This window comes from Microcystis sp. M109S1 (assembly GCF_020247025.1).
Lineage (GTDB): Bacteria > Cyanobacteriota > Cyanobacteriia > Cyanobacteriales > Microcystaceae > Microcystis.
This window is the reverse complement of the sequence record NZ_JADBRW010000239.1, coordinates 1-12099: the sequence shown is the minus strand read 5'-3', so window position 1 is coordinate 12099 and position 12099 is coordinate 1. Positions and strand designations below refer to the sequence as shown.

Sequence of the window (12099 nt, the reverse complement as noted above, 5' to 3'; positions counted from 1 at the left end):
GTTTGACTACCGCCTTCATTTCTAAAACAATCATTGTTGACCGACCTCAAACAACTTTCTTTATACTAACATATCCAGCACAAAACTGTCAAGGATTTAGTGGTGCTTCGCTGTTCTATATTGGTCGGGTTTCATCCCGTCGGTGAAACTGAGGGTCTTCACCCGACATTTAAGATAAAATTTAACATTAACGCCATTTTCTCAAAAAAATCGACCCGCCCTTAGGTGGGAAAGAAAAGAAAAGAGAAAAAATAGGGAATGAGGGTAAAAAGGGAAAAAAGAGAAAAAGGGTTAGAGAGTTCTCTTCTACAGTATCAAGAATAGTCTATATGTACTATAAGCAATAAAAAAATCGCCGGAAAAGGGAAAAAGAGAAAAGAATAAAGGGAAATCAAGTCCTGGGGAAGCGGCAGACAACTCGAAAACCGTTGTTGTTGTTGTTGCGGTTGTCGGGGTTGTTCCTGTGACGATTCGCACTGCGACAGTTCCTCGGATTGTTGCTCCAAGAACCGCCGCGTAGTACCCTTATTCTTTGATTACTTAATAGTTGTATAACATTATTTTCATCAAGTAAATATTGCTCCGCGCTTTGTTCTTCATCCCAAACTTCGCTATCGGTCTGTGTTTTATCCTGATAGCTGTTGTGCCAAGGATCTAAACACCATTCATAGACATTGCCGTGCATATCATAGATTCCCCAAGCATTCGCGGGAAAGCTCTTAACCGGAGTTGTTCCTTCTCGATATTCGCCTTTACTGCCAGGGCCGTAGGTATAGTTACCATCAAAATTAGCCAATTCCGTTGACAGGGTTTCGCCAAAGTAAAAGGGGGTTGTGGTTCCCGCTCGACAGGCGTATTCCCACTGCGCTTCGGTGGGTAGCCGATAATCTTTCTGGGTCTTCCGACGTAGCCGCGCGCAGAATTCGATCGCATCTCGCCAACTAATCTGCTCCACGGGTCGCCGAGGGTCGCCTTTAAACTGCGAAGGGTCGGGATTTAGATATTCTACTACCTTCTCCCAACCCGCGACCACCGCCCATTGCTCTTGGGTAATCGGGGTTTGTCCCATCAAAAAGCTCTCTACGCTGACGGGGTGTTGGGGTCGTTCATCCTCATCACCATTTTCTCCCTTCGGGCATCCCATCAGAAATTCACCGGACGGTACGAGGACGAGAGAGAGTTCTATTAGGGGTTCTTGATAAACCGTTATCTGCTGACTAAGCTTACTGATAATTGTGATGGTCACTGCTGTCGTTCGCCGGTGGATTGAAAAGAAGAACTCTTCGGTTTCCCTACCAAGCTCTCCTTTTCGGTTGATTTTTGGATACCTCTAGGATATCGCCGGAGTCGGTCTGGACTTTCCCTACTTCACGCCCGATGGATTCCCATCCACCGGCTCTGGAATTAACTCTGGCAAATATTCACCACAGTGGGAAAGTGCTGGGGAAGCGGCAGACAACTCGAAAACCGTTGTTGTTGTTGTTGCGGTTGTCGGGGTTGTTCCTGTTACGATTCGCACTGCGACAGTTCCTCGGATTGTTGTTCCAAGAACCGCCGCTCTATTGCCGACCCCAATGTTTTTATTATGCCGACTCAGTGGTTATTTAGGATAGTCTGCCAATACTTTTTAAGATTTTTTGGCGCAAATGATGGCTATCCGCATGGCTCAGGTGAGCGAACCAAGCGGTTAATCTTCGCTCGAATTCGCTTTGGCTCAAAAGACCTGCTTCTAGCTCTCTTTGTAAACTTTGTAAACGCTGTCTTCCCCGTTGTAGGTTATCGCTACGAACTCGAATACGATCTGGCAACACTCGATATCCGACAAAATTCGCACCGTGAACAGTAGCGAAGAGTTGGCTTTTGACGGGATGAATTTTTAGCCGTAAGGTCGTAAGGTAGGCTTCTATATCCTGCCGTGCTTGTTGGAGTATCTCTTTGTCATCACTAAATAGAGCAAAGTCATCAACATAGCGCAAATATTGCTGAATTTTCAATTTTTCTTTGACAAAATGGTCAAATCCGTCTAAAAATACATTAGAAAAAAATTGACTGGTTAGATTACCGATAGGAAGTCCTCGACGACGTTGGAGCGGGGTTAGCAGGTCATCACCTGGATAGTAGTTAGATACGGGATCTTGGGGATTGCTACTATCAATAATTAGATCGATTAGGGCTAGGGTGCGGGGACATTTGAGTTTACGATGTAAGGTACTTTTTAGGATTTCATGGTCGATGCTGGGGAAATATTGACAGATATCGCATTGTAGAATATAGCGATTATGGCGAGCAAAGTGAATAAAGCGTTTTAAGGCGCGATGTGTCCCAAATCTAGTTCGATTGGCATAACTATCAAAGATAAAAGTACGCTCGATCGCAGGTACAATTATCCGACAGAGAGCGTGGTGGACAATGCGATCTCGATAGGGGGCCGCCGAAATTAGGCGTGGTTTGGGGTCTGTTATACGGAAACTGCGGTACTGACCGGGATGATAGGTCTGTTCGATTAGCTCATCTTGCAACTTGATTAAATTTTGCTCCCGTTCCGCGTTAAAGGCGAGGACATTAGGGCGATAGCGTTTACCTTGCTGCGCGAGCCTAGCGGCCGCTAGGAGGTTTTCAAATTCGATAATTTTTTCCCATGTATTGCCAATTCTAACGACCATTCTTTGTTCCGGTTAGGTTAACCGGTGGGATTTTCGTTTGGGATTTTAGCCAGCCCCCTAGTTCATTACCGATTTCGACTAAATATCGACTCAGATTTTCGTAACGTTTATCGGACATAATATTAAGGTCAACCATTAACCGTATTTGGTAGTAGAGAACCGACAATTTAGGGTTGAGAGAACGCAAAATTTCCTCTTTCTCTTGACTATACTTGGCTTCTATCAATCCTTCTAGTAATTGATAGAGATTATTGGCTATCCTTTCCCCTAGGGTAAAGCGATAATTGCGGGGAAGACGACTCAATATCGGGTTTAACCAGAGGATGAGGTCATAGGTTTTTTGAATAACTGACAATTCTTTTTCGTTGTGGTTCATGTGTACTAATTAGTCCCCAAAAAATCGCCGGAAAAGGGAAAAAGAGAAAAGAATAAAGGGAAATCAAGTCCTGGGGAAGCGGCAGACAACTCGAAAACCGATGTTGCTGTTGAGGCGGTCGTCGGGGTAGTACCAGAAACGATTCGCACTGCGACAGTTCCACGGAAGGTCGCTCCAAGAACCGCCGCGTAGTACCTTTGTATTTTTATCACTTAATAACTGCATAGTTATATTTTTATCTAGTAGATTAGTCGGGTTATTGTCGAGCGCAAAGCGATCGCTACCCGATATCGCCCTCTCTTCAGCATCCCACAGATCCATACACCATTCCCAGACGTTACCGTGCATATCCTGTAAACCAAAGGCGTTGGGGGGATAGTTACCGACAGGGGTTGTTTGCTTGGGGCTTGCCGTTTTTGCTTCGTCGGCGTAGGTTTGCTGTGAGTCGTAATTGGCTAGTTTTGCAGTTAGGGTCTCGCCGTAGTGGAAAGGGGGATATGATCCCCCCTGACCCCCCTTGTTAAGGGCTTCTGTATTGGCGTGACAGGCGTATTCCCATTGGGCTTCAGAGGGTAGGGCGTAGGGGAATTTGGTTAGCTTGGCTAGTCGTCCACAGTATTCGATCGCATCGAACCAACTCACATTTTCTACAGGCCGTAACCAATGACTCGTTTCCCCATAGTCGTCTTTAAATCGTGATGGGGTTAGGTCTAGATTATTTTTTATTTTTAAGTCTTTACGGCTGGCGATCGCCCACCATTGAGCTTGGGTGATGGGGGTCTGTGCCATAAAAAAGGGTTTTATATAGATAGTCTTACCGTCTTTGAGCAGAGTTCCGCCGGGGATGAGGAGCATTCTAATCTCGGTTAGCCCCGCGGGGGGTTGATCCTTCCTTTTGTTAAAGGGAATCTCTTCTTCGTAATATTTAGCGGTGACGGGTTGACGTTTAATGATATTTCCTTGTCGATCGACAAATACAGTTTCCCCGTCCCATTGGGGTAAGTCTGTTTGTTCCGCTCGCTTATTATAGATAAAGAGTATCTGAGCTTCTAGCTCTTTAATGCCCGATTCGATCGCTAGTTCGTAGAGGTCGCCGTCTTCTAGGTTCAAGCTGGCGCACTGTTCCCGCAGGGCGATGAACTCGGTTTCGGCTTCACCTTCGAGGATGGTGAGCCTGCCGACTTCGATCGTGGTGGTTTCTGGGGTGAATTGGGTGAGAAAGTCTTCTTCTCTAGCTGTTTGAGTCGCTTTTGGCTGACCTTGCTCTAATTGCTGTGCGATCGCCTGATAATTTCCCCCCAAATTCCTTAAAATACTGGCTGCCACTTCGGCAAAAGGACGAATGATGTCTTGTATATCTATACCTACTTCTGTTGGAGGCTTTTTCAATTCAGCGAGGAAGTCTCGCAATTCTAGGTTCAGTTGTTTGGCAATATATTTGGAGACGCGATCAAATACATCTACTGTAGTAGAGCGAGTAGAACTGCATTGTAAAATTTTTCTTACTTCTGGATTGATAAAATCGTAGAGTACCGCATCTGGGTCAGTTTCCTTAATCCCTAACGAACGAACGCGAAGAATACCGCCTAAAAATACTTCTGCGATTTGGACTTGACCTGCTTTTGGTAACATTTCCTTACGGATCAATCGAACTACTGGCAGAAAAATTGTCGGTGCCGCCGCTAACAATTCTGCTAATTCTTGAGCTAGAAGCGAAGCATTATTGCGAAATCGTCTAACTATTTCTTCTGGAGTTAAATTTAGCTTACCCTCGGGTTCTAATTCTTCTTTGGTATCGGGAGTCAGCACAAATCCTGCTACTTTGGTGTCGCCGCGCCCCACGACTACACCGCTCCATCGTGCGACACTGAGAGGTTCCAAAGTAAAAACAGGAATCTGTAAACGATTCTGTTCACGAAAGACGTTTTCCCAGAGCAGCACGTCTCTAATTTTTAATCGACTATTAGTTAAACCAGGTTCATCACTAACTAAAGTTACTTTCGCTCCCAATCCTAAGCCAGTTTTCAGCCAAAGCCATTCTGGAAGCATCTGCAATATAGCTAATGGACTCGATTGACTCCACAATTTTAAAAGCGGAAACATCTTGCCATCTTGCCAATAGGATGCCACGCAATCACTAACTACTACAATGAGGCGGCGACCATTAGGATTGAGTAATTCTTTAGGATGATAAACCCTAGAATTAGTCTTGTTTAATCCTTCATGGAGAACTAGATTATTTTCCTTGGAAGCTAATTGCCAGACCCGCACATCACGAAAGATACCATAATGTTGTAGTACGGTTTTTAGATCTGCTAACGTTTGATGCCAAATATCCATCGAGGAACTGCGATCAAATACCAATGCTAGTTCTAACCAAGGTTCTAAGGCTGGTTTAAAAACAGGAACCAAGATTTTTCCGTCAGTCGCGGCAAAACTTTCGACTGTTCGTACTTCATCCAAAATACTCGGGCGATCCCGTGTAGGTACGCGCCGCAATAATGTTTTTAAGGCTTTTGCCAAAGATAAGGAACTGCCGAGATCTGATGGATTATCAACTGGAAAAGTTAAAGAACCACCGCCACTGGATGAGTCTTTGCTTTGCTGTCGTGGGAATAACTGTCCCCCAGACTTTTTATTTTGTGACTGATTGTTATTTTGTGACTGATTGTTATTTTGTGACTGATTGTTATTTTGTGACTGATTGTTATTTTGTGACTGATTTTTATTTGGCTCCTCTTGGTTAATTTCTGCTTTACTTTCAGTAGATTCTACAATCTGAGGCGAATGGAGCAATAACCAGCACAAATCAGCTAATTCGTAGCTAGTCATTTCTAGCTCTGACTGATTGAGAGTCTTAAGTAACCGCTCGAAGCGGTCTGGCTTCTCCAGTATAAAAGCATCGCTCATCACAATCCCTCGGTATCATTCAAACTCTTAAACAGTAACTCTTTAAGGGATTCGTGATCGAAAGTGGATTCTGCACCACCGGTCAACATATATACAACATTAAGGAGTTGATCCGTTGCCAAATCTTTTTTATTGAAAAAATCTGTAATTAATTGACCGATACGATCGCTAGACTTATTAAAATATTCATCACCCATGTGAGAGTTGACTATAGATTTCAGGTTATTAATGCCTGGATTGGGCATCTTGATTCTGATACAACGTCTTTTGAAGGCTGGAGGAAAATCTCTTTCCCCGTTACTGGTCATCACGACGATGGGGAAAGCATGGCATCCCACTATTCCGCTATTTAGCTCGACAGGAGGAAGATTTTTATCCCAGGTAAAAACTGAAACTGGTTGACTGGGGTTTTTCTCTGTCCAACGTTTTAATTCGGGAATTTCATATTCGCCTTCTTCAAACAGATTGAGCAAGTCATTGGGTAAATTGATGTCGCTTTTGTCTATCTCGTCTATTAAAAGCACTCTGGGTAAAACTGAAGGAAGAAATGCCGTACCCAAAGCTCCTAAAGTGATATAAGAGCCAATATCTTGTTTGCCCTCGGAATCTGGTTCTTGTAAACGGGCGATCGCATCATAACGATACAAACCATCCTGAAGGGTCGTTCGAGCCGTAATCGACCATTTTAAAACCGGACCCAATCTCAGTTGGTATGCTAAGGCATAGGCAAGGGAGGTTTTTCCCGAACCGGGACGACCTGTCACTAACAGGGGACGACGCAAGCATAAAGCCGCATTTACCCCGGCGATGACTAGATCAATTGCTTTCTGAAGTTGAGCATTTTGAGAATTGGTTTCATTGTCAGCGATTTCTTTGGTTTCATTGTCAGCGATTTCTGACAAACGGAATTTTTCACCGCGATCGCGATCGGTCTTTTCACTCTCGACAAGTTTCAATAAATCTGACCGACGTTCGGTATCTTTAGGGAGAATAGGTCTATTGAATTTTCTCCAAGGAGGTGGAGGGGGAAGATTGAGAGTTTCAGATGCTGGTAGCTGTTTCCCTCCGCCATTAAAAGGATGCCAGTGAACTGATTTAGTTTCTTCTGCCATTTTATGTGTTTACTCCTATTGTTTGTAATTTATTTTCTTCCGGCAAGATTTCCGGGTCTTCCAGCAACATACCGAGATAATAACCTGGATACTGTTTACGCTCTGTTTCAGTTCTAGCCCCCCATACAACACTTCTTAGCTCCCAAGTTTTTTCAAGTAAGCCGCGGCATCGGTTAGATAAATTACCCCAATTCAGGCACTCTGTAAATTGCTGTTCAAATTCTACCTCTGAGGGAATACTATCCCAATTCCAAACGGCTATGGGAATACCACTATCAAAAATAGACTCAAAAAACCTCATGCGCTCAAATCTATCGATGGAGAGAGAATCTTTTAATCTAATCCCCCATAGAATTGAGCAATTTTTCATAAAAATCTCTAATTCTTTCCAATTAGAGATTTGAGTATCTCCAAGAATCTCAATTATGTTAGAGGCTGGAGTATTATTTATATCATTAGCTAGAATATTCTTGGATATTTCACGACAATCACCATTCAAAAAAGTATGGATTCTTTCCCATCCTTTTTTGAGTGATCCAATGCGACTATTTTTTCGTATGCGTTCTCTACTTCGTAAAAATAATCGGTAATTTCTTACCAATGATATAGTTGCTTCTTCTTCACAAATCATTGCCCAATTATCTAGACTAGAATGTAAATCGGAAAGTGGAATGAATACTTCTATTCTCAACTGATCAATTGCTTGACCCCGAAATTGAGGATCAGTTTCAAGATAATCAATGTATGATTTTATCGCTGTTGGAATATTTTCAAATTTAGTACAATCAATACCATTTTTATTTTTAGATAATGAGATTTCAGATAGTTTACCCTGAATTTTAAACTGTCCTCGAACATTCCACTTATCTTGATTCGGTCCATCGCCACCTCTCTCAATTATGATTAATAAGATCGGTGGCAAGCAAGAACTATTTTCATTTTCAGTTTTTTCCAATTTATGATTAGCTTTATCTAACCATGATTTTATATGTTCATTATCATCTTTTAGTGACTGAGCTAATTTGATTATCAATAATGTAGGTTCGTATCGATCGAGAAATACTTGTTTTAATAACTCATAATTCTTGGTAAAACACAAGCTTTTAATAAATATTTCGTCATGTTTGATAAAATTTTCAATTTTACAGCAAGCTTTCCAAATATCTTTCCAATCAATTATTGTGCTGAGAATTAAGTATAGTTCTGACCACAAACTTTCAAATGTCTCGTCGCAATCATTATTTTTTAATTCAACATCTTCAAAAAGAGTACTCGTCTTATTAGATTTATTTCTTGCTTCTTGTTGTTGTCTGGCAAGATCTCTAACAACTTGAATTAAAGTCTTAAAATAACCATTATTTTGTTCGTAATAATCAATCGCCCCGATTAACTCATCAAATCGATCTGGATATCCGCTGAATGCTTTGAGAATACTCAATACTGAAGCACGAACAGTATTTCGTTCTTCTACTTGTTTGCCAATATCAGGGAAAAAATCAATTACATCTTTTCTCATTTGAGGATCTTGGATAGAAGGGCAATTCTCTAAGGCTTCGATTAACTCATTAAATCCTAGATCGTTAGGTTTTATCGGAACAGTCAACAACATTGTTAATTGAACTCCTCTGGCAACATTTGTATTGTAGTTCTTCTTAAATTTTGCATAGCAACAGAATTATTTTCGTAGAGCATATCAATAACGTCTAATAGCTCTGCCAATCCTCCTGAATAACTGCGGGAAGTTCTAATTGCACTTAACACTACAGTATTTGCATTACCTTCCATGATTATGTTATTTGCTATTTCTTTCCTTAGATTCAAAATAATATCTTTTCGACTTTGGGAATCTCGAATTGACTGACATTGTAAAAAAAGATCGCGCAATAGTCCTAATTCTTGGATAGTCAAATCACGAGGTAGCTGAACACTATCTCGTTCTCTTGCTTTAGTGGCTGGCTCAATTTCGCTAAATCGTTCTTTTCTATTGCCTCCCCAGTCCTGATATAAAAGATATGAAGGAGTTTGCCTGGTTTGTCCATCCTCTCGAAGCTTAATGAACTTTTCCTGCACATTCTGCATAACCTCTTCCATATCTGGTGGCCAAAGCTCTGTATCTTTTGATGAGTTCAATTCATTCAATAGTTCTCGTGAAAATATGCCCATTTGCTCATCACTTTTATTAATCGCATATTCTCCCGGATTAGCCGCAAACATTGCCATTTGTTTTTGACTTGGCAAATGTTTACCAATAGCAGGAAGATCGTCCGGTGGATTTATCTTTAATAGTTGGGAATTGGCACAGGCATCAAAAATTAGTAGCTGTCGAGGCAAATTCTTATATAAATCGGTCTGCATAGCATTAAGCTGGACAGTTAAATTTAGATTCTTGAGATCCTCCATTGTCGCATCGGCATAAATCAATCGGCGATCGCCTTGTGAAGCGATCCAACCGTGTCCCGACCAAAACAAGAAAAACAAAGTTGCTGTTTTCTTTCTCGCTTCTTCACGCAGAGCTTTATTGACTATATCTTTGTTTGCTTCTAAGGGTTTACTATCGATGAGATTGGTAATCTTGTCAGCAATTCCGACATTGCGATCGAGTGGCGCGAGAAAAACCGAAATATTTTCGGGAGGCACATTGCGATCTCGTAACCATTGACAGAACTGATAAACATCATTGACCGGGCCATTCAAATCTGGAATGGACCTAGAATCAGCATACTTTTCGATTCCCACTAAAATTGCTTGTGTTGTCGATGGTTCAGCCATTAGCTACCTCCACCATCTTCTGCCAAACTGCATCCCAAACCTTGTCATTGTTCCAATATGCACCATGAGACTCAGGGAAAGGTTGTTTACTATCGATTTCGACATCTTGTATCTTTCCGGGGAATATTTTCTCCCCTACATAACTGAGAAAATCGTTGCGATCGTAAATATTTAACCAGTGGGGAAAAGTTTCTGGTAAGTTGGCATTAGGGTTATATTCCATACCCACTAGAGCATTTAATTCATAGAGAATCGGGGATTGAGAACCGATTGTTACCAACAAAACTACTTGTGGTAATTGTTGCTGTAACAGCAAATCAACGCAGATAATGCCGCCCAAGCTATGAGCGATTAATACAGTCGGTTTTTTTAGAGGTTTAATGGTTACGCAAACAAAGTCTCTAAGCTTTTGTCCCCTTGCTTGATACATCAAAATATCTCCCAAAGTACCGCTGTATTGTTCTGAAAATCCACTTCGCCGTCTTTGGAGATTATTGTTGATAATACGCCTGATTGTGCCAGAAATACTCTGTTTTATGCCAGATAAAATTCCTTTTTCCGTGCCCCCTAGCTCTGCCGCTATTTGCTCGACAATATGATCGCGCAATTCGCCATTGACTGATAGGGCGAATTCGCCATAGTTATCCCTTACCAAAAGGGAACTTTGAGCTACGAGCGCACGAGCGATCGCTATGCGGTATTCTCCTAATGGTTCTGTGGCGGATTCGATCGCTTTTTGATAATCGCTTTCGTTGACGATAATGGATTGGGATTGAGGAAAAAACTCGCCAATGCCAGCTTGATCGAGCATTTCTTGGAGATTAGAGGATGGATTTAAGGCTCGAACCCGATTATCCAAATCCTCGCCTAGCTTTTCCCCAAAAACAGTTCTTTTGTCCTCGGAACTTATGGTTAGGATTTGCAGTTCGATGAGCGGATCTTGATATAGTAACTCCCATAAACCCAGAGCATACTCTTCATTAGTTAAATCTGTTTCTGAGGCTTTTTTTTGATCCGACACTGGAATAGATAGTCCTCCCGCATTTAATGTCGTGCCGAGAGACCCCCCCCAGTAACACTTATGAAAACACAAATTTTCATTGCGCTCTTTCAATTTTTGGCTAATGATGCTAAAAACTTTGCTATAGGCTGGTTCTCGTACCCCTGTACCGTGGATAAAAACTAGATCGCAATCGCATTTCTTCACTGATTCCCCTCCTCGGTGCTTGAATAAGATTCGATCAAAGTCCTCAGTTTTTTCATTTGTAGTTCCAGTTCGCTTACCCGTTGGCTCAACGGCACAGTCTCGGCACAGCCTAGGTATTGAGAGATCGCACTGATGATCACATCTGTCTTGGACGTGCCAACCCGCTCGACGTACTGGTTGAGTTCGGCGAGGAGGGGTGGGGGAATTCGGACGGCGATTTGTGGTTTGCCCATAACAATTACATTTCTTATCCCGCCATGCTACCAAACGTATGGCTAAGTGTCACCCTTTTATTCATTTTTCTTAGCGAACGAGGCTCTCTTGGGTTTGGTGGGTCCTAAGATACATTCCTCCTAGCAAGGGGGTGTAACGAACCACAAAGACACAAAGGACACAAAGATCGATCCTATGCAAGCTAAACTTATCACACAGAACCTAGAAGAGCCAAAATTCTCCTTAGATCAAAAGTATTCGGCAACAATTTTGGCTTTAACTTGGGATTTTGACCTAGATTTACCAAAAAAAGGATTATAGTTTGTCATAATCTTCTGGCTCTCTGTCTGAAACTTTAGCTAATGTTTGTTCAAGCTTATCCCAACTTCCCTGTTGTGCTTTTTCCTCTAGATAATCTTTAGTCATCCAAGAGGATATTTGGGCAGCTAATGCCATTGTTACCAGTTGCTCTACTGGTATGCTTTGTTTATTTGCTAAGATTTCAATTTGCTGATATAAGGCATCTGGAATGTTGGTGCTTAGTTTCATGGTTTGATTTCTCCTAGTATTTGTAGGAATTGTTTTGGTGTTACAACGGAAATTCCGAACTTTTCAACAGGGTTTAAGTCTCTTTGATTATAACTAATTATAAAGCTCGCTTGGCATTTAAGGGCTAAATCTATCAGGAAGTCATCATCTTCGTCTTTGGCTAATGGTCGCCACATATAAAAGATTTCGTGATGGTTAGCTAGATGGCAAATTCCATTAATAATATTATCTATGTCTTCATTATTTAAGCTTATTTGTTGTTGTTCTCTTTTTAGTATTTCTTCGTACTCAAAAACTAGG

12 protein-coding genes and 1 pseudogene are annotated in these 12099 nt (G+C 41.7%); 1 reads left to right on the top strand and 12 read right to left on the bottom strand.

What is annotated here, in order from left to right:
* Nucleotides 1-391: 391 nt before the first annotated feature.
* The 10 genes and pseudogenes from IM322_RS12065 to IM322_RS12020 all read right to left on the bottom strand — a co-directional run bounded on the left by IM322_RS12065 (nt 392) and on the right by IM322_RS12020 (nt 11270).
* Nucleotides 392-1246 (bottom strand): formylglycine-generating enzyme family protein, encoded by an 855-nt coding sequence (locus IM322_RS12065; protein WP_287673498.1) that lies wholly within the window; start codon nt 1244-1246, stop codon nt 392-394.
* A 175-nt stretch (nt 1247-1421) separates the two neighbouring features.
* Nucleotides 1422-1508 (bottom strand): annotated as a pseudogene (locus IM322_RS23705) (hypothetical protein); the annotation flags it as partial.
* Nucleotides 1509-1604: 96 nt separating this feature from the next.
* On the bottom strand, nt 1605-2663 hold the full coding sequence (locus IM322_RS12055) for an RNA-directed DNA polymerase (protein WP_287673500.1): 1059 nt from the start codon (nt 2661-2663) through the stop codon (nt 1605-1607).
* Nucleotides 2653-3039, bottom strand: a complete 387-nt coding sequence (avd, locus tag IM322_RS12050; protein ID WP_287075796.1) for a diversity-generating retroelement protein Avd — start codon at nt 3037-3039, stop codon at nt 2653-2655. The genes IM322_RS12055 and avd overlap by 11 nt, the downstream gene beginning before the upstream one ends.
* 63 nt (nt 3040-3102) lie before the next feature.
* Nucleotides 3103-5949 (bottom strand): formylglycine-generating enzyme family protein, encoded by a 2847-nt coding sequence (locus tag IM322_RS12045; RefSeq protein WP_287673501.1) that lies wholly within the window; start codon nt 5947-5949, stop codon nt 3103-3105.
* Nucleotides 5949-7061, bottom strand: coding sequence for an AAA family ATPase (locus IM322_RS12040; RefSeq protein ID WP_287673502.1), 1113 nt, complete (start codon nt 7059-7061; stop codon nt 5949-5951). The genes IM322_RS12045 and IM322_RS12040 overlap by 1 nt, the downstream gene beginning before the upstream one ends.
* A gap of 1 nt (nt 7062) precedes the next feature.
* Nucleotides 7063-8670: a VMAP-C domain-containing protein gene (locus IM322_RS12035; RefSeq protein ID WP_287673503.1), complete on the bottom strand. Its 1608-nt coding sequence runs from the start codon at nt 8668-8670 to the stop codon at nt 7063-7065.
* A gap of 2 nt (nt 8671-8672) precedes the next feature.
* Nucleotides 8673-9830, bottom strand: coding sequence for a caspase family protein (locus tag IM322_RS12030; RefSeq protein ID WP_287673505.1), 1158 nt, complete (start codon nt 9828-9830; stop codon nt 8673-8675).
* Entirely contained in the window at nt 9823-11037 is a 1215-nt protein-coding gene (locus IM322_RS12025) for a hypothetical protein (RefSeq protein WP_287673507.1), read from the bottom strand. The genes IM322_RS12030 and IM322_RS12025 overlap by 8 nt, the downstream gene beginning before the upstream one ends.
* Entirely contained in the window at nt 11034-11270 is a 237-nt protein-coding gene (locus tag IM322_RS12020; protein WP_287673508.1) for a YlcI/YnfO family protein, read from the bottom strand. The genes IM322_RS12025 and IM322_RS12020 overlap by 4 nt, the downstream gene beginning before the upstream one ends.
* Before the next feature lie 175 nt (nt 11271-11445).
* On the opposite strand from IM322_RS12020, the gene IM322_RS12015 reads away from it, so the two are divergent.
* Nucleotides 11446-11571, top strand: a complete 126-nt coding sequence (locus IM322_RS12015; protein WP_287673510.1) for a hypothetical protein — start codon at nt 11446-11448, stop codon at nt 11569-11571.
* On the opposite strand, the gene IM322_RS12010 is transcribed toward IM322_RS12015, so the two are convergent.
* Both IM322_RS12010 and IM322_RS12005 read right to left on the bottom strand, forming a co-directional pair.
* The gene (locus IM322_RS12010) at nt 11566-11799 is read right to left on the bottom strand and encodes a hypothetical protein (RefSeq protein ID WP_024969355.1); all 234 of its coding nucleotides are present in this window, start codon (nt 11797-11799) and stop codon (nt 11566-11568) included. The genes IM322_RS12015 and IM322_RS12010 overlap by 6 nt on opposite strands.
* A partial coding sequence (locus IM322_RS12005; RefSeq protein ID WP_287699097.1) for a PIN domain-containing protein occupies nt 11796-12099 on the bottom strand: 304 nt, incomplete at its 5' end. The genes IM322_RS12005 and IM322_RS12010, both read right to left, overlap by 4 nt.